Origin of the sequence: Variovorax sp. RA8, from assembly GCF_901827175.1 — a bacterium.
GTDB lineage: Bacteria > Pseudomonadota > Gammaproteobacteria > Burkholderiales > Burkholderiaceae_C > Variovorax.
This window is the reverse complement of the sequence record NZ_LR594662.1, coordinates 341,488-358,550: the sequence shown is the minus strand read 5'-3', so window position 1 is coordinate 358,550 and position 17,063 is coordinate 341,488. Positions and strand designations below refer to the sequence as shown.

Below are 17,063 nucleotides of genomic sequence, written 5' to 3'. Positions count from 1 at the left end.
TGTGTCAATTGCTGATATAAAAAGTCATCTTCTTTCAGATTTTCTGATAGTCCGATGAGTTTCACCAGCGACAACGTGGAGGTTTTCCTCGCCGTGCTCGACCACGGCTCGTTCTCGGCCGCTGCGCGCGCGCTGCACCGCGTGCCCTCGGCGGTCAGCATGGCGATCGCCAACCTCGAGGCGGAGCTGAACCTCGCCTTGTTCGATCGCAAAGGGCGCGAGCCCCAGCCGACGCCCGCCGCGCGCTCGTTGGAGCCGCAGGCCCGTTTGCTGGCGGCGCAGCTGCAGCAGCTTCAGGTGCAGGCGCTGGCCCTCACGCAGGGCCTGGAGAACCGCCTCACCCTCGCCATCGCGCCCGAGCTGCTCGCCGCGCCGTGGAGCGGCGCGCTGGCCACGCTCGCGCAGCAATATCCGCAGCTGGAGGTCGAAGTGCTGGCCGCGCCGCAGGACGATGCGCTGGCGCTGCTGCACAGTGGCCGCGCCCAGCTGGCACTGGTCTTCGAGCGCCCGAGCCTGGACGGCCGCGAGGCCTTCCAGGAGGTGGCCAACGAGATGATGGTGGCCGTGATCGCGCCCGGCCACCCGGTGCTGGCGGGCGCCGGCGGCCGGCTGCGCGAGGACCACCTGAGGACCACCCGGCAGATCGTCGTGGCGGGCCGCGACCTAGCCACCCGTGACCCGCGCTTCGAGTTCGCGCGCCATGTCTGGCGCACCGACAACGCCCTGGCGGCGCTGAGCCTGATCACCGCCGGCCTGGGCTGGGGCTGGCTGCCGCGCAACTTCGCCCGGCCGCACGTGGCGGCCGGCGCGCTGGTGGAGATCCCTTTCGAGAACCTCTCGAACGGGCTGGACCTGTGGGTGGACGTGGTCTGGTCCCGCGAGCGTCCGCTGGGGCTGGGCGCGCAGCGCTTCGTGGCGCTGATCGCGCGCAAGAAGGACTGAAGGACTAAGGACGATCGTTCGACGGCGGCCGGTTGATCCGGTCCAGCTGCCGTTGCCGCAGATCCGCGCCAGGCATGGCCGGCGCCGGACCCGGTGCAGGACCGGGCGCCTGCGGGCGACCGGCGGCTTGGCCCGGGTGCATCTGCGGCGGACGAGCGCCCGGCTGAATGCCCGGCGGCTGGGCGTGCTGGGGCGGCCGCACGCCGGGATCGCCACGCGGAGGACGGACGTCCTGGCCGGGCTGCGGCGGACGAACGTCACGATCGGGCCGCGGCGGCCGGAAACCGTGCTCCGGCGGCGGGCGCTGCCCGGGCGGCGGCTGCCAGCCTGGCTGCGGCCGGAAACCCGGGTCGGGATGGGGCTGATAGCCTGGTCCCGGGCGCGGCCGGTAGCCCGAGTCGCGGTCATTCCAGGGCCGGGGCTGCCAGTTCGGCCGCGGCGGCGGCACTGGACGCCAACCGGCCACCGGCGGCGGCGGCCGCCCGTGCCACCAGCGCGGCTCGCGGTACCAGGGCCGGTCGCGATAGTGGTCAGCCCAGTAATTGCCGATCGTGAAGCCAATGATCGGCACGCCGATGGTCGCGCCGTAGGTGGCCAGGGGAAAGCGCCGGTCCTCGTAGACGTAGTCGATGGCGCCTGAATACACCCAGCCCCGAAGGCCGTCGGGCAGTACCACGTCGCACCAGCTGTAGCCGCTGATGCAGCCCAGCACTTCGAAGGGCTGGCCGGGGCCCAGCCGGGCCACGACCGGGTAGTCGCCCGAAGGGCCCGCCCGAAGATTGACGGTGTTGCGCGCGACGGCCTCCTGGGCCGCCGCGGCGATCGGAAGCGCGAGTGCGAGGATTCCGATGCCGATCCAGCGTTGCGCGAGCTTGCTGTTCATGGTGCCTCCTTGATGAACTTCAGGGCAGACCGCGTGCCCGGCATTGCCATTCGGCGACGGCCTGACCGTCCAACGGGCCCGCTCGTGCGGCGGTGCACCGCCATAACCCTTGGAGAGCTTCTTCATCCGGCCTTTACAGGGAAGCCGGCGGCTGGGCCAGGCTCAGGCGGCTTCGGGATAGAAGGCGGCGCGATGCAGCGCCCGGCCCGCCAGCGGCGACACCGCCTGCCCGATCGCGGCGATGTGCTCCGGCGTGGTGCCGCAGCAGCCGCCCACGATGTTGACCAGCCCCTCGGAGGCGAACTCGTGCAGCAGGCGCGAGGTGACATCCGGCGTCTCGTCGAAGCCGGTCTCGCTCATCGGATTGGGCAGGCCGGCGTTGGGGTAGCAGCTGATGAAGGTGTCGTCCGCCACCCGCGCCAGCTCCTGGATGTAGGGCCGCATCAGCGCCGCGCCCAGCGCGCAGTTCAGCCCGATCGCCAGCGGACGCGCGTGGCGCACGCTGTGCCAGAAGGCGGTGACGGTCTGGCCGCTGAGGATGCGCCCGGAGGCATCGGTCACCGTGCCGCTGATGATCAGCGGCAGGCGCTCGCCGCTCGCCTCGAAGTACTCGTCGACGGCGAACAGCGCGGCCTTCGCGTTGAGCGTGTCGAAGATGGTCTCGACCAGCAGCACGTCGGCGCCGCCCTCGACCAGTGCCTCCACCTGCTCGTAGTAGGAGGAGCGCAGCTCCTCGAAGCTCACGTTGCGCGCGCCGGGGTCGTTCACGTCGGGGCTGATGCTGGCAGTCTTGGGCGTCGGGCCGAGCGCGCCGGCCACGAAGCGCGGCTTGTCGGGGGTGCTGAACTTGTCGCAGGCGGCGCGGGCGATACGTGCCGATTCGAGGTTCATCTCGCGCGCCAGGTCGGCCATCTTGTAGTCCTCCTGCGCGATGCGGGTCGCGCCGAAGGTGTTGGTCTCGATCAGGTCGGCGCCGGCGGCCAGGTAGGCCTCGTGGATGTCGCGGATCACCTCGGGCCGCGTCAGCGAGAGCAGCTCGTTGTTGCCCTTCACGTCGCGCGCAAAGTCCTTGAAGCGCTCGCCGCGGTACTGGGCTTCGGTGAGCTTGAAGCGCTGGATCATCGTTCCCATGGCGCCGTCGAGGATGGCGATGCGGGTGGCGAGGATGGCGGGGAGCTGCTGGGCGCGCGTGTAGGCGAGGGGCTTCATAGGGGGCGATTGTAGGAAGGGCTCGATGCCCTCGTTCGAAGCCGTGGCCTTGCGGCCCGATGGAACTAATCCGCAGGCGAGGGTTACGCATCTGGGCGTGCTGCCGCGTCCACGGTGGACAAGGCCGCGATCAGGAACACCACCATGAACCAGCTCCAATTCAACGGCATCTGCGAAGCCGCCGCCCGCGCATTGCATGTCGAAGCGTCGCCGCAGGACGGACGCTACTCGCTCTCGATCGACGAGATCGAAGTCCTGTTGGACTTCGAGGATGCGGAAGACGGCGACGCGCTGTTCTTCTACATCGACCTGGGCGACACCGTCTCCCACGAGCGCGCCGAGGTCTGCGAGCAACTGTTGCAGCTCAACCTGCGCACGCATGGAACGCTCCGTGGCGCCTACGCCTTCGACGCTGGCTCCTCGCGCGCCATCTTTTGCGGGGAGCTTCGGGATGACGAAGCGCTTGACGGGGAGTTCGTGGCGGAGATGCTTCGGTTTCACCTGGAGGAAACCACGACTGCGCGGGACGTCATCGGCCTGCGTGCGTCGGAGGGCCACGGCGTCCTGCTGACCAGCGTGCTGGCCTGACTGTCGTTGCCATTTTTCAACTTCTTTATTCAATCATCAAAAATTCAACTCCATGAGCGCTGGAAAAACATATAAAAACCCCGGACGAGCACTTCCCCCAATCCCGATCAGCTCGGCCAACAGCTCCCCAAACAAAAATAAAAATCTGCAAATATCTCAGAAAGCAGAGAGCCTGGCATCGATTATCCCGAAAGAACCATCACCACCTTCAGCGCGGCCTCAGCTCCACCAACAGGAATCTTCAGACAAAGTGGAGCTTGAAGCGACAGGAAACCCGGAAAGCCAACCACACACGCCGCAGCACCCGCCTCAACCAACAACCCGAGATTTGCCAGCGTCCCCCACCAAATTCCAGCGCCGTGTTACGGCATCGGGCAAGAGGCCGGTTCTCCTCATGCCATCGATCAAATCACCCAGGCTAACAGTGCAGGAAAGTCCAAGATTTTCACCAACTTTTTCACTGAGTCCCAGGACCTTGACCCCGGTTAGTGAAAATTCCCCGGTCAACTATTCCCAACAATTTGACGATCTCGCAGCCGAACTCGCAGACATCCTGGATTCCGAGACAAAAACATCCGAAAGAACCACAAAAAACAATTCGGAACCCAATACCCCGAACAAGAAGCCGGCGAAATCGAGCAACCTCTCAATTTCCTTGGAAGACCTCGAGATCTCAGGCCAAGATCTATCGGGACCCCGCAGCCCGGAAAAGACGTCCGCTCGGCTAGAAAAATTGCGGAGCGTCAGCCTTGTGAAGCCATTGCCCACGGAACATCGGCTCCCACGAGTGAAGGCCCCTCCTTCAAAAACAGCCGCTCAAGAAGATCCGGGCGGCACAGGCCCTGGGTCTGACAACAGAGACATTAAAAACAATTAATATCAGAGAACGCACAGATCGTATGCAATCCAAATCGTGCAATGGCTTGCGCATTGCATCGGCATGTTCCAGCAGTGCCTTTCTAGCGACGCATTTCAGCGGCTCAATTCTAATAATGCGTGACGCGTAATTGCATCACATCAGAGTCGCTGGCGTTTGCGATTCATATTCATCACTCCAAGGAAAATTTCATGACTCCACACGGCACTTTACCCACCTCCACCTTCATCAATCTGATTTACGAAGCCAGGGAAAAAGGGAAAAAAGAAGAAACTCAGCAGCCCGAAGAAAGAAACTTACGAACTATCGTTCCTGAAAAAAAGGGGCAGGTATTGCCAAAAAAATATAAATCAACCACCCCGCGCGGCTCCAAGACAACCACGGAAAGAAAACCTCAAAATATCACTGTGATGCCCGCGCGCCCTGAAAAGATAATAGGAGGGCTAACCAAGATTGCCCTCCCCTCCTCTTTCGGGAAAATGCCCGTGAGTCCGCGAGACAAGTTCGAACCGAATGAACGGTCCAGGGTCCGGTTGAAAAACATTGCACCTGACATCATTGATGAAGACGGGAAGAGCAGCGGAGAGTCCTCAAAGACCAAGTCCTCGGAGGACGACTATATCCAGCCGGCCAAGTCACCCCATTTTACAGTTGACGAGCTGAAATCCCGCATTCTCAATAAAAAACCTCCACCTCTTCCAATTACCCGCGAGAAGCCATCAGAGTTCAAAAGAGTTAAGCCAGCGAGCACAACCAGATCGAACCTGGGCATGATCCTTTCTCCTAGAGAAAGGAAAAATTCTCCTGAGCCAACGGACGCATGGAAAGCACCATCCGACGACGCTGACTTCCAGGAGCGCGGTCGTGAATTTCCAAAGGTGCCATTGCTGCGCACCGACCGCGTCCTCAACCTGGAAAGAGCGGGGTTCGGGAGGGCTTCTAGCCTTTCCCGGCCGCTCACGCAGCGCCGCCGCGTCGTTCCAATGCCAGAAGCCGCTGTGCTCTTGAACCAGCCAGACGCGCAGCAGCGGGACTCGAACATGGGAGACCAAGAACTCTTAGACGTAGAACCAACCGTCGGGACTTTGCCGCCAAGAATCGAGATCGAACAGTCAGGCATAATTGACCCTCAAATTTCAATTCCCTCGGACTCCGATCAGGCGCAACCGCAAAAAGACATCCGTGACGACGCAGATGAATTCGTAGAGCGCTCCGAAGAATTTCCAGATGAAATAGACAGCGGAGCCAAAGGATCGCAAGAAGGTGTGCAAAAACGAGAACAACAGAAGTTTTTAATGCGCGGAAAAGGGCTCTCCAAGGTCAATCCGAAGACAAGCAGTGATTTGGCTGAGACAATCACATACCTGATAAAGTGTGAACCAAGTCCCGAAGTAGGCTCAGTGCGAGCCATGAACGCGCTCTACTGGGCTGCCGGTGGCCGCGTTCCTGTCGACCCAAACAAACCGGAAACCAGGGTTTATGCAGATAAGCTGATCGACACTCCAAATGAGCAAAGATATGAGTATTTGAAAGCTCTTTTTGATCAATTGGAACTCCATCTGCCCTCTGCCTTAAAGCAAGAAATAAGAGGTTCACTCGCGAACCTCTATAGCAACACGTATTTTGGAGGGATCAGCCTCCTAGAAGGTGACCTCAAGTCGATTCGCACGAAACTTGAGAAAGAACTGGCCAGTCTTTTGTGAAATAGCTCACGCGGTGAAATCATGCCCTCACTGAGAAGGCCGAGTGTGCAGATTGGCCTCCTCGCTCAATCGGGCACGCAGTCTCCCTGACCGACTTTCAACGGACACCAGAGTAACCACTACCATCGGCCGAACCACCGGCCGTATACGGGATGGCTGTCTCCGGCCGGTACGAAAAAGCAGCTGCTCCTCCATGTAGCTGGCTGCGTCATTTCCCACCGCACCGCATGCACGCCGCCCGCTCGATCCCGTGACGCCGTCGACGACGGCGATGCGGGTGGCGAGGATGGGGGGGGGGGAACCGCCTGGGAGCGCGCGTGGGCGAGGGGCTTCATCACCCCTTCTCGCAGTCTTGGCAGGGTTCCCCAAATGAAACCAATCCGCGCGAGCCGGGATTACGCATTCCTGCCATCCTCGGGTCTCTCTGGTTAGCTGGGCCAAGATCGTGACTAAGCTCAAAATTTTGAGCGAGAAACCCACGGCTGGGTCCAAGGGGTGTTCGACCTTCAGGGTTGAGCCAAAAATTTCCCATTGCCGCGACCATCGAGCTGCGCACGTCCACAGACGGGTTGGTTCCAGTCAATCAAGACAACAGAGCCCGTGGGAAGATTCTTACCGGCTTCCAATAAACTCCACCACCGCCTCCACCATCCGCCGCACCACCGGCTGCACGCGGATGGCGGTCTCAGGCAGGTACGCAAAGGGCAACTGCTCCTCCATGTAGCTGGCCTGCGTCATTTCCAGCTGCACTGCATGCACGCCGCCCGCGGGATTTCCGTAAGTGCGCGTGATGTGGCCGCCCTTGAATCGGCCATTCAACGCCGCGGTATAGCCGCTTGCCGAGGAGGCGATCCGGATCAGCTCAGCAGCCAGCGCCGGATCGCAGCTCGTCCCTCCCCCAGTCCCCAGATTGAGATCGGTCAACCGCCCTTCGAAGAAGCGCGGCAGCACCGAGCGGATCGAGTGCGCGTCCCACAGCGCGACGGTGCCGTGCACCGCCTTCATGCGCGCGAGCTCCGCCGCCAGCTTATGGTGGTACGGCTTCCAGATCGCATCGACGCGCGCCGCAATCTCGGACTCGTCCGGCACATCGCCGGCGGCGTAGAGCGGGGTCTTGTCGAAGGTATCGATGGGGCACAGGCCGGTGGTGTCCTGGCCCGGGTACAGGTTCTGGTTGTCCGGCGGCCGGTTCAGGTCGATCACGTAGCGTGAATGCGTCGCCACGAGCACCGAAGCGCCCAGTTCGTCGGCGAAGTCGTAGAGGCGCTCCAGGTGCCAGTCGGTATCGGGCACCTGCCTCGCTTCCTCGGTCAGCCGTGCGGCCAGTGCAGGCGGGACGTGGGTGCCGACATGCGGCATGGAGATGAGCAGCGGCCGCGTGCCCTGGCGGAAGCGGAAGGGAGGCTCGGTGGTTTCGAAGAAGTTCATGATGAAGCAGTGAGCAGTTGGCTGCGCGCGGTGACGAAGGCCGCCGCCGCATCGTTGTGAAGAGGATGCAATCCGCCGGCGACGCGCCGTTGGCCGGCCACCCAGGCCGAGGCGATCGCGTTGGTGCGATGACTGGCGAAGACGTGCGAGGACAACATGTCGGTCGCGCAGAGGCCGGCGAGCGCGGGATGGTTGGCGTCGAGCATGACGAAGTCGGCCTGCTGGCCGACGGCCAGGCCCGCGACAGCGCGGCCGGCAGCCTGTGCGCCGCCCTGCACGGCCGCAAGCGTCATGGCCATCGCGACGCAGGGCTGGGCCGCATCGGCGCCGATGTTGCGCTGCCGGGTCGCGAGCCGCTGGCCGTATTCGAGCATCAGCAGTTCCTCGGCCGCGTTGACGCACGCATGGCTGTCGGAGCCCACGCCCCAGCGCCCGCCATGCGCGCGCCAGGCGCCGAAGTCGAAGAGGCCGTCGCCGAGATTGGCCTCGGTGGTCGGGCACAGCCCCGCGACCGCGCCGCTCGCGGCGGCACGGCGATATTCGCTGGCGTCCATGTGCGTGGCATGGACCAGGCACCAGCGCGCGTCGACCGACGCATGGTCGAGCAGCCAGGCGACGGGGCGCTGGCCGCTCCAGGCCAGGCAGGCATCGACCTCGGCGGTCTGCTCGGCGATGTGGATGTGGATGGGTGCGGTGGCATCGATCGCGTCCAGCCCCGAGAGCGCGTCGCGCAAGGCATCGGGCGCAACCGCCCGCAGCGAATGCGGCGCAAGGCCGAGGCGCGCTCCCTGAGACTCGCACAGGGGCCGCAGCCGCTCGAGCAGCCGCAGCATCGAATCGGTCGAGCGGATGAAGCGCCGCTGCCCCGGGTTGGGCGGCTGGCCGCCGAAGCCGCTTGCCTGGTAGAGCACGGGTAGCAAGGTCAGGCCGATGCCGGCTCGCTCGGCCGCGCGCAGCAGGGCCAGGGCGAGTTCTGCGTCGTCGGCATAGGAACGGCCATCGCGGTCGTGGTGCAGATAGTGGAACTCGCAGACCGAGGTGTAGCCGGCCTCGAGCATCTCGACATAGAGCCAGGTGGCGATGGCCTCCACCTGCGCCGGCGAGAGCTGGGCCGCGAATCGGTACATCAGCGTGCGCCAGCTCCAGAAGCTGTCTTCCCCGCTGCCGCGGAATTCGGTGAGCCCGGCGAAGGCGCGCTGGAAGGCATGCGAATGCAGGTTGGGCATGCCGGGGATGACGGGGCCGATGGAAAGGGGCGCATCAGCCTGCGCTTCCGCATCGGGCTCCACCAGCGTGAGCCGGCCTGCCGCGTCCCAGCGCAGCAGCACGTTGCGCGCCCAGCCCGAAGGCAGCAGCGCATCGCAGGCATGCAGGGCGCCGGGCTCGCTCATCGCCCGCCCTCCTGCGCAATGCGCCCCTGGCGGACCACGCGCTTCACGGCGCGGCGTCCGAACCAGTAGGCGAGCTCGGAGGCGTCGGTGGCGTCCCACAGCACGAAGTCGGCGGACCGGCCCGCTCCGAGCACGCCATGCGTGTCCGACAAGCCCAGTGCGCGCGCCGCGTGCACCGTCACGCCCGCCACCGCCTCGGGCACCGTCAGGCGGAACAGCGTGCAGGCCATGTTCATCATCAGCAGCAGGCTCAATGCCGGAGAGGTGCCGGGGTTGTGATCGGTCGACACGGCCATCGGCACGCCGGCCGCGCGCAGCGCTTCGATGGGCGGCAGGTGCGTGTCGCGCAGTGTGTAGTACGCGCCCGGCAGCAGCACGGCGACGGTGCCGGCCGCTCGCATGGCGGCGATGCCCTCGGGGGAGAGGTGCTCGATGTGGTCGCACGAGAGCGCGCCGTAGCGCGCCGCCAGTGCCGCGCCGCCCATGTCGGAAAGCTGCTCGGCGTGCAGCTTGACGGGCAGGCCCAGCGCGCGGGCGGCCTGGAACACGCGCTCGGTTTCTTCCAGCGAGAAGGCGATCCGCTCGCAGAAGACATCGACCGCATCGACCAGCCCTTCGGCGGCGAGCGCGGGCATCATCTCGCTGCACACGGCGTCGATGTAGTCGCCGCTGCGGCCCGCGTATTCGGGCGGCAGCGCATGGGCGCCCAGGAAGGTCGTGCGCACGGTCACGCCATACGCTTCGCCGAGCCGCCGCGCCACGCGCAGCTGCTTGCGCTCGTGTTCGAGCGAAAGGCCGTAGCCGGACTTGATCTCGATGGCGCACACGCCGTCGGCCAGCAACTGTTCCAGGCGCGGCGCGGCCTGGGCGAAGAGCTCATCCTCGTTGGCCTCGCGCGTCGCGCGGACCGAGGAGACGATGCCGCCGCCGGCTTTCGCGACGTCCTCGTAGCTGGCACCCGCGAGGCGCATTGCGAACTCGTTGGCGCGCTGGCCGCCGTAGACCAAGTGCGTGTGGCAGTCGATCAGGCCGGGCGTGACGAGCGCGCCTGCGCCGTCGTGGCGTGGCGCATCGGCAAAGCGCTCGGGCACGGCGCGGCTGTCGCCGATCCAGGCGATGCGGCCCTGCGCCACGGCGATTGCCGCTTGCGCGCCTTCAGCCAGCGCCACATCGGGCGCCGCGCCGGGCGCGAGCCGCAGACCGGTCCACAGACCATCGGCGGAAGGAAGTTGGTTCAGGGCTTTCATCGTTCGTCTCTCAAGGCTGCGGATCGGCGGGCAGGATGCGCACCACGGCCAGACGTGCGTCCGGGCTCGCTGGCACGACCTGCCACGCGTGCGGCGCTTCGGCCCAGTGCAGGCCCTCGCCTTCGCGGCAGGGCTGATCCTCGCCATCCAGGCGCCAGTCTCCACGCAAGGCCAGCAGCACGCCATGCGAGGCGGGCGCAATCCTGGCGGCGCCGTCGAGCACCTGCAGCTCAGCGCGCCATTGCCCGCGCCGCGTCATCACGTTGAAGTCGCTCGACGCGCCGCCCTGCAGCGTGCAGTCGATCTCCACATCGCCGGCAAAGGCAAAGGGCCGGTGCGGCAGGTCGAGGCGGTGGTCGACGCGGCCATCGCACGACTGCAGGCGAACGCCCTCGCCCTCCAGCAGCATGATGCTGCGATCGATGCCCGCGAAGACCGAGAAGGGGCCCGGCGCCGCGATGGTCGCGATGCTCACGCGCCAGCCGAAGTCGGAAAGCCCCGCGCCCGGTGGCCAGCAGGCGATCTCCTGCGTGGTGCCGCCGCCGTTCTTCCACGGCGTGACGGCCAAGCTGCGGCGCGAGAAGTGCGTGAGGGCCATCAGGTCAGTCGGGCTTGATGTTCTGCTTCCTGATCACTTCGGACCAGCGCGCGGTTTCCGTGCGGATCGTGGCCGCGAGGTCCTGCGGCTTGCCGCTGCCGGGCTCCAGGCCCTGGGCGGCGAACTTCTCCTTGATCGCAGGCTTGGCCAGCGAGCGGGTGCTCTCGGCATTGAGGCGATCGACGACAACGGCAGGCGTTCCGGCGGGCGCCATCAGCGCGTACCACGACACGGCCTCGAACTTCGGCAGGCCCTGCTCCGCGATGGTCGGCAGCTCGGGCATGGCGGCCGAGCGCTTGAGGCTGGCAACGCCGAGCGCGCGCAGCTTGCCGGACTTGACGTGCGGCAGCACGGCCGATATGGAGCCGAACATCATGGTCACCTGGCCGCCGACCAGGTCGTTGATGGCCGGGCCGACGCCTTTGTAGGGCACGTGGATCAGCTTCACGCCCGCCTCCAGCGCCATCAGCTCGCCGGCCAGGTGGGCCTGGCTGCCGGCGCCGGGCGAGGCGAAGCTCAGGGTCCCGGGCTTCTGCTTCGCCAGCGCGAGCAGCTCCTTGAGCGATTGAGCTGGCACCTCGGCATTGACCACGAGCACGTTCTCCACGGTCGCCAGCATCGCGACCGGCGCGAGCTCGCTGGCCTTGTAGGGCAGGGCCGGAAAGAGGCTGGGGTTCACCGCGACATTGCCCACCGGGACGATGCCCAGCGTGTAGCCGTCCGGCGCGGCCTTGGCGATCTGCTCGACGCCGATGTTGCCGGCCGCACCCACCTTGTTCTCGACGACGAAGGGCTGGCCGAGCGTGTCGGAAAGCTCCTGTCCGATCACACGCGCCAGCACGTCGGCCGGGCCGCCGGGGGCGAAGGGCACGATGATGCGGACCGGTTTGGCAGGCCACGCCTGCGCGTGGACGACGGACGCGAACAGAAGAGGCAATAAAAGGGCAAGACGACGCTGGATCATCAGAGTTCCTCGAAAGTGGGAAGGTTGGAATGGGCGATCCGCGCGAGGACGTCGTAGTCCGCGGGATCGGGCACGGCAAAGCCCGCAAGCAACAAGCGTTCCGCCACGGCGCGCAGCTCGGGCGCCTTCGTGCTGGCCTGCAGCGCAGCGCGCAGGCGCGCGAGTTCGTCCGGCTCCAGTGCGGCGGTGGCCACCAGCGGCGGGATGGGCCGCGCTGCGGTACTGGCGATGGTGCGCACCTGCTGCGCGAAGGCAGGCTCGCTGTGCCGCAGCAGGTCGTGGTAGTAGCTGTCGAGCGGGCCGACGTCGATGGTGCCGGCGGCCAACGCATCGATCACGCCGCGCGCGTGGATCAGGCTGCCGACCGCCTTGCGGTAGAGACGCCCTCGCCGCGCCTCGCGATAGGGCGCGAGGTGGTGCGCGAGGGCGACGCCACCCGACATCGAGTCGGCCAGCGTGTAGCCCACCACGTCGCCGAAGGTGTCCTCGAGGCGCTGGTACGGCGCATCGGCGCGCACCACGATGTCGGTGAAGTAGACCGGCCGGCCTTCGTAGCGCTCCGGCGAAGGCACCGGCGCGGCGACCAGCGTCGGCCGCGGCGTGCGCTGCGAGAAGGGCAGCCCGCACATCATCGCCAGGCCCAGGTCCTCGCGCGCCCACAGCGCGGAGAGCGGCGCGGGCGCGTCGTAGTCGATCACCGTCCACCCGAGCTCCGCGCGTGCGAGTACCCATGCGAACAGGGTCTTCCAGTCGGCCCGCGCCGAGGCGGTGGCCGAGTACATGCGCGCGTTGGCGACGCGAGCCATGGCGTCAGCGGAAGCGAAGCTGCTGGCCGAGCCCCATGCGCTTGGCCTTCTCGAGCATGGCCGAGCCGAGCGCGATGTCCGACAGCGAGAGGCCGCGGTGCCAGAAGAGGTTGGTCTCGTCCTCGCTCTCGCGCCCGGGCTTGAGCCCCGCGACGATCTGGCCCAGCTCGGCGTGCAGCGTCTGCTCGGAGAGCTTTCCGCTGTCGACGTGCGCGCGCAGCGCGCCGAGCGGACCGGCCTTGGCCTGGCCCCAGTCGTCCATGACCATCTTGTCCATGATGTCGGTGAGCGAGAGCTCGACCGCGCTCATGGTGCCGTAGGGAATGACGCAGGCGCCCTTCTTGATCCACTCGGTCTTGAGCATCGGCGTGGGCTTCTCCAGGCGCGAGGCCTCGACCACGATGTCGGCGCCGCGCACGCAGGACTCCCAGTCCTCGGTGACGGTGATCTTCGTGCCGAGGTCGCGTTCCAGCCGGGCGGCGAACTTCTCGCGGCTCTCGGGCCGGCGCGAGTGCACGCGGATCTCGTCGAAGTGGAAGATCGAATGCAGCAGGCGCACGTTCCAGTACGAGGTGCCGCGCGCGCCGATGTGGCCGAGGATCTTCGAGTCCTTGCGCGCGAGGTGCTTGGCGCCGATGGCGGTCACCGCGCCGGTGCGCATGTCGGTGATGTCGGAGGCGTCGATGATGGCCACCGGCACGCCGTTCTTCGGATCGAAGAGGTTGAGCAGCGCCAGTTCCGAGGGCAGGCCTTGTTCGTAGTTGCGGTAGAAGTCGCCCACCACCTTCACGCCCGCGACGCCGAGCGGCCGCACGTAGCCGCGCAGCACGTTGAAGTGGCCCGGGTAGTCCTTCTCGGGCACGAGGTGCATGCGTGGCTCGATGGTGGTCTCGCCGCGGCCTTGCGCGAGCAGGCCGGCCTCGACGGCGGCGACGATCTCGGCATCGGTCATCGCCAGTGCCTGGACGTCGAGGTGGTTCAGATAGTGCAGGTAGATCTCGGACATGGGGTTGGGCTCACTTGATCATGGGGAGTTGGAGGGAATGCTTCTTTGCCGTTGCGACGGCCTGTTCGTAGCCCGCGTCGGCATGGCGCATGACGCCGGTGGCCGGGTCGTTCCACAGCACGCGCGCGATGCGCTTGGCTGCGGCGTCGGTGCCGTCGCACACGATCACCACGCCCGAATGCTGCGAGTAGCCCATGCCGACGCCGCCGCCATGGTGCAGGCTGACCCAGGTCGCGCCGCCCGCGGTGTTGAGCAGCGCGTTGAGCAGCGGCCAGTCGGACACGGCATCGGTGCCGTCCTTCATGGCCTCGGTCTCGCGGTTGGGGCTGGCGACCGAGCCGGTGTCGAGGTGGTCGCGGCCGATGACGATCGGGCCCTTGAGCTCGCCCGACTTCACCATCTCGTTGAAGGCCAGGCCGGCCTTGTGGCGCTCGCCCAGGCCCAGCCAGCAGATGCGCGCGGGCAGGCCCTGGAAGGAGATGCGCTCGCGCGCCATGTCCAGCCAGCGGTGCGTGTGCTTGTTGTCGGGGAACAGTTCCTTGATCTTGGCGTCGGTCTTGTAGATGTCCTCGGGATCGCCGGAAAGCGCGACCCAGCGGAAGGGGCCCTTGCCTTCGCAGAAGAGCGGGCGGATGTAGGCAGGCACGAAGCCGGGGAAGTCGAAGGCGTTCTTCACGCCCTCGTCGAACGCGACCTGGCGGATGTTGTTGCCGTAGTCGACGGTGGGGATGCCCATGGCCTGGAAGTCGAGCATGGCCTGCACGTGCACGGCGCAGGACTTCGCGGCCTCGGCCTTCAGGCGCGCGTGCTGCGACGGGTCTTTCTGCGCGTCGATCCATTGCTCGACGCTCCAGCCGGCGGGCAGGTAGCCGTTGATCAGGTCGTGCGCCGATGTCTGGTCGGTGACGAGGTCGGGCTTCAGGCCGCCGGCCTTGGCGCGCTTCACGAGCTCGGGGAGAATCTCGGCCGCATTGCCGAGCAGCGCGATCGACACGGCCTCCTTCGCCGCCGTGTGCTGCCGGATGAGCGCGATGGCGTCGTCGATGTCCTTGGCCTGCTTGTCGACGTAGCGGGTGCGCAGGCGGAAGTCGATGCTCGACTGCTTGCACTCGATGTTGAGCGAGACGGCGCCGGCGAGCGTGGCGGCCAGCGGCTGCGCGCCGCCCATGCCGCCGAGGCCCGCGGTCAGGAACCACTTGCCTGCGAGATCGTTGTTGTAGTGCTGGCGGCCGGCCTCGACGAAGGTCTCGAAGGTGCCCTGCACGATGCCCTGGCTGCCGATATAGATCCAGCTGCCGGCGGTCATCTGGCCGTACATGAAGAGGCCCTTGCGGTCGAGCTCGTTGAAATGCTCCCAGGTCGCCCATTTGGGCACGAGGTTAGAGTTGGCGAGCAGCACGCGCGGGGCATCGGCATGGGTCTTGAAGACACCGACGGGCTTGCCGGACTGGATCAGCAGGGTCTCGTCGTCTTCGAGCGTCTTCAGCGAGGCCAGGATCTGGTCGAAGCATTCCCAGTTGCGCGCGGCGCGGCCGATGCCGCCGTAGACCACCAGGTCCTGCGGGCGCTCGGCCACCTCGGGGTCGAGGTTGTTCTGCAGCATGCGGAACGGGGCCTCGGTGAGCCAGCTCTTGCAGCTGAGCTGGCTGCCGCGCGGGGCGCGGATCACGCGGGTCGGGTCGTGGCGGGGGTCGGTGGCGGTCTGGGCGACGAACTTGTCTGGAGCGTTCATGGCGGCATGTCCTTTCGTTGGCGGGATTCAGGGGCGGCTGGGGAGGATGTCCAGCAGGGTGGCGGGCCAATCGCTGCGGCGCGCCCACTGGCGCATGGCCTCGATGTCGGTGGCGATGAAGTGGTCCTGGTCGATGAAGGCGACGCGCTGGCGGATGGCGGTGAACTCGGCTTCGAGCAGGGGCGAACTCTTCAGACCGCCGCCGGGCCGACCCAAGGCGGGCTGCGCCCCCTCGGGGGGCAGCGAGGACACGCCAGTGCCGAGCGTGGGGGCCATGCTGCCACGCTTCAGCTCGATACCTTGCGCGGCGGCCATGGCCTCGATGCCCACGATCACCGCGGTGTTCTGCACCATCTCGGCGAGTCGCCGCGCGGCGAAGGTGGCCATCGACACGTGGTCTTCCTGGTTCGCAGAAGTGGGCAGGCTGTCCACGCTCGCCGGATGGGCAAGCGACTTGTTCTCGGAGGCGAGCGATGCGGCCGTGACCTGCGCGATCATGAAGCCGGAGTTGACGCCGCCATCGCGCACCAGGAAGGCCGGCAGGCCCGACAGGCCGCTGTCCAGCAGCAGGGCCATGCGGCGCTCGCTGATGGCGCCGATCTCGGCCACGGCCAGCGCGATGATGTCGGCCGCAAAGGCCACGGGCTCGGCGTGGAAGTTGCCGCCGGAGATGACGTCGCCGTTGTCGAAGACCAGCGGGTTGTCGGAGGCCGCATTGGCTTCGATGCGCAGCACGCGCGCCGCGTGCACAAGGTTGTCGAGGCAGGCGCCCATGACCTGCGGCACACAGCGGACGGAATACGGGTCCTGCACGCGGCCGCAGTCGGCATGCGAGGGGATGATCTCGCTGCCCTCGAGCAGCGTGCGCACCGCGGCCGCGACCGCGATCTGACCCGGCTGGCCGCGCGCCGCATGGATGCGCGCGTCGAAGGGCTTGATCGAACCCTGGATCGCCTCGAGCGACAGCGCGCCGGCCATGAGCCCGGCCGCGAACACGTCCTCGGCGCCGAAGAGGCCGGCCAGCGCCAGCGCGGTCGACACCTGCGTGCCGTTGAGCAAGGCCAGGCCTTCCTTGGGGCCGAGCACGAAGGGCTCGAGGCTGATGCGCGAGAGCGCCTCCGCGCCGCCGATCACCGCGCCCTCGGGCGTCGTGACCTGACCCTCGCCGATCAGCACGCAGGCCAGGTGGGCCAGCGGCGCGAGGTCGCCCGAGGCACCGACCGAGCCCTTCGACGGGATCAGAGGCAGCAGGCCGGCGTTGTGCAGCGCGATCAGCGCATCCACGATCTCGGGCGCGATGCCCGAGTGGCCACGCGCCAGGCTCACGGCCTTGGTGGCGAGCACCAGGCGCACCACGCCGTCGGGCAGCGGCGCGCCGGTGCCGGCGCTGTGCGAGAGCACCAGGTTACGCTGCAGCTCGGCCAGGCGCTCGTGCGGGATGATGGTCTGCGCGAGCTTGCCGAAGCCGGTGTTGATGCCGTAGACCACCTCGCCGGCATCGACGATCTGGCGCACGGTTGCTTGCGCAGCCAGCAGGCCCGCGCGCGCCGCGGGGTCGAGGGCGAGTTGCACGCCGCCGGCATGAACGCGCCGCAGCGCGGCAAGCTCCACCTCGCCGGGCGTGAGCAGCAGCGGTGCGGTGGAGAGGGAAGCGTTGTCCATCGATGAGTCCTGTCTATACAAGTAGGT

General features: G+C 66.6%; 15 protein-coding genes. 4 read left to right on the top strand and 11 right to left on the bottom strand.

Annotation, left to right across the window (positions count from 1 at the left end; all coding sequences use genetic code 11):
* The first annotated feature begins 54 nt into the window (after positions 1-54).
* Positions 55-942 carry a LysR family transcriptional regulator gene (locus E5P3_RS01650; protein WP_162584404.1) on the top strand — a complete coding sequence of 296 codons (888 nt, stop codon included), beginning with the start codon at positions 55-57 and terminating at the stop codon, positions 940-942.
* A 4-nt stretch (positions 943-946) separates the two neighbouring features.
* Here the strand turns inward: E5P3_RS01650 and E5P3_RS01645 are convergent, their stop codons facing one another.
* A complete protein-coding gene (locus E5P3_RS01645; RefSeq protein WP_162584403.1) occupies positions 947-1,825 on the bottom strand; it encodes an SH3 domain-containing protein in 879 nt (292 codons plus the stop codon).
* Between the two features lie 162 nt (positions 1,826-1,987).
* The gene (locus E5P3_RS01640; protein WP_162584402.1) at positions 1,988-3,034 is read right to left on the bottom strand and encodes a homocysteine S-methyltransferase family protein; all 1,047 of its coding nucleotides are present in this window, start codon (positions 3,032-3,034) and stop codon (positions 1,988-1,990) included.
* 144 nt (positions 3,035-3,178) lie between these two features.
* Between E5P3_RS01640 and E5P3_RS01635 the strand changes: the two genes are divergently transcribed.
* From E5P3_RS01635 to E5P3_RS01625, 3 genes are all read left to right on the top strand, one after another.
* The gene (locus E5P3_RS01635) at positions 3,179-3,622 is read left to right on the top strand and encodes a CesT family type III secretion system chaperone (protein ID WP_162584401.1); all 444 of its coding nucleotides are present in this window, start codon (positions 3,179-3,181) and stop codon (positions 3,620-3,622) included.
* 52 nt (positions 3,623-3,674) lie between these two features.
* A complete protein-coding gene (locus E5P3_RS01630) occupies positions 3,675-4,499 on the top strand; it encodes a hypothetical protein (RefSeq protein WP_162584400.1) in 825 nt (274 codons plus the stop codon).
* Positions 4,500-4,690: 191 nt separating this feature from the next.
* Positions 4,691-6,202 (top strand): hypothetical protein, encoded by a 1,512-nt coding sequence (locus tag E5P3_RS01625; RefSeq protein WP_162584399.1) that lies wholly within the window; start codon positions 4,691-4,693, stop codon positions 6,200-6,202.
* 612 nt (positions 6,203-6,814) lie between these two features.
* Here E5P3_RS01625 and hutG read toward each other — a convergent pair.
* From hutG to hutH, 9 genes are read right to left on the bottom strand one after another with little or no spacing between them, the layout of a single operon-like run.
* A complete protein-coding gene (gene hutG, locus E5P3_RS01620) occupies positions 6,815-7,630 on the bottom strand; it encodes an N-formylglutamate deformylase (RefSeq protein ID WP_162584398.1) in 816 nt (271 codons plus the stop codon).
* Complete coding sequence (locus E5P3_RS01615; protein WP_162584397.1) at positions 7,627-9,021, bottom strand: formimidoylglutamate deiminase; 1,395 nt, start codon at positions 9,019-9,021, stop codon at positions 7,627-7,629. The genes hutG and E5P3_RS01615 overlap by 4 nt, the downstream gene beginning before the upstream one ends.
* Positions 9,018-10,268, bottom strand: a complete 1,251-nt coding sequence (gene hutI / locus E5P3_RS01610; RefSeq protein ID WP_162584396.1) for an imidazolonepropionase — start codon at positions 10,266-10,268, stop codon at positions 9,018-9,020. The genes E5P3_RS01615 and hutI overlap by 4 nt, the downstream gene beginning before the upstream one ends.
* A gap of 10 nt (positions 10,269-10,278) precedes the next feature.
* Entirely contained in the window at positions 10,279-10,866 is a 588-nt protein-coding gene (locus E5P3_RS01605) for a HutD/Ves family protein (protein WP_162584395.1), read from the bottom strand.
* A gap of 4 nt (positions 10,867-10,870) precedes the next feature.
* Positions 10,871-11,830, bottom strand: coding sequence for a Bug family tripartite tricarboxylate transporter substrate binding protein (locus E5P3_RS01600; protein WP_162584394.1), 960 nt, complete (start codon positions 11,828-11,830; stop codon positions 10,871-10,873).
* The gene (locus E5P3_RS01595) at positions 11,830-12,636 is read right to left on the bottom strand and encodes a phosphate/phosphite/phosphonate ABC transporter substrate-binding protein (protein ID WP_162584393.1); all 807 of its coding nucleotides are present in this window, start codon (positions 12,634-12,636) and stop codon (positions 11,830-11,832) included. The genes E5P3_RS01600 and E5P3_RS01595 overlap by 1 nt, the downstream gene beginning before the upstream one ends.
* Before the next feature lie 4 nt (positions 12,637-12,640).
* Positions 12,641-13,642: an ornithine cyclodeaminase family protein gene (locus E5P3_RS01590; RefSeq protein WP_162584392.1), complete on the bottom strand. Its 1,002-nt coding sequence runs from the start codon at positions 13,640-13,642 to the stop codon at positions 12,641-12,643.
* A 10-nt stretch (positions 13,643-13,652) separates the two neighbouring features.
* The gene (hutU, locus tag E5P3_RS01585) at positions 13,653-15,374 is read right to left on the bottom strand and encodes a urocanate hydratase (protein WP_162584391.1); all 1,722 of its coding nucleotides are present in this window, start codon (positions 15,372-15,374) and stop codon (positions 13,653-13,655) included.
* 27 nt (positions 15,375-15,401) lie between these two features.
* Positions 15,402-17,036 (bottom strand): histidine ammonia-lyase, encoded by a 1,635-nt coding sequence (gene hutH, locus E5P3_RS01580; RefSeq protein ID WP_162584390.1) that lies wholly within the window; start codon positions 17,034-17,036, stop codon positions 15,402-15,404.
* Positions 17,037-17,063 lie beyond the last annotated feature (27 nt).

Coding starts and splice junctions, on each gene's coding strand:
- E5P3_RS01650 (WP_162584404.1), top strand. CDS start 55: ATGAGTTTCACCAGCGACAACGTGGAGGTTTTCCTCGCCGTGCTCGAC.
- hutG (WP_162584398.1), bottom strand. CDS start 7,630: ATGAACTTCTTCGAAACCACCGAGCCTCCCTTCCGCTTCCGCCAGGGC.
- hutU (WP_162584391.1), bottom strand. CDS start 15,374: ATGAACGCTCCAGACAAGTTCGTCGCCCAGACCGCCACCGACCCCCGC.
- hutI (WP_162584396.1), bottom strand. CDS start 10,268: ATGAAAGCCCTGAACCAACTTCCTTCCGCCGATGGTCTGTGGACCGGT.
- E5P3_RS01600 (WP_162584394.1), bottom strand. CDS start 11,830: ATGATCCAGCGTCGTCTTGCCCTTTTATTGCCTCTTCTGTTCGCGTCC.
- E5P3_RS01645 (WP_162584403.1), bottom strand. CDS start 1,825: ATGAACAGCAAGCTCGCGCAACGCTGGATCGGCATCGGAATCCTCGCA.
- E5P3_RS01635 (WP_162584401.1), top strand. CDS start 3,179: ATGAACCAGCTCCAATTCAACGGCATCTGCGAAGCCGCCGCCCGCGCA.
- E5P3_RS01615 (WP_162584397.1), bottom strand. CDS start 9,021: ATGAGCGAGCCCGGCGCCCTGCATGCCTGCGATGCGCTGCTGCCTTCG.
- hutH (WP_162584390.1), bottom strand. CDS start 17,036: ATGGACAACGCTTCCCTCTCCACCGCACCGCTGCTGCTCACGCCCGGC.
- E5P3_RS01625 (WP_162584399.1), top strand. CDS start 4,691: ATGACTCCACACGGCACTTTACCCACCTCCACCTTCATCAATCTGATT.
- E5P3_RS01640 (WP_162584402.1), bottom strand. CDS start 3,034: ATGAAGCCCCTCGCCTACACGCGCGCCCAGCAGCTCCCCGCCATCCTC.
- E5P3_RS01630 (WP_162584400.1), top strand. CDS start 3,675: ATGAGCGCTGGAAAAACATATAAAAACCCCGGACGAGCACTTCCCCCA.
- E5P3_RS01605 (WP_162584395.1), bottom strand. CDS start 10,866: ATGGCCCTCACGCACTTCTCGCGCCGCAGCTTGGCCGTCACGCCGTGG.
- E5P3_RS01595 (WP_162584393.1), bottom strand. CDS start 12,636: ATGGCTCGCGTCGCCAACGCGCGCATGTACTCGGCCACCGCCTCGGCG.
- E5P3_RS01590 (WP_162584392.1), bottom strand. CDS start 13,642: ATGTCCGAGATCTACCTGCACTATCTGAACCACCTCGACGTCCAGGCA.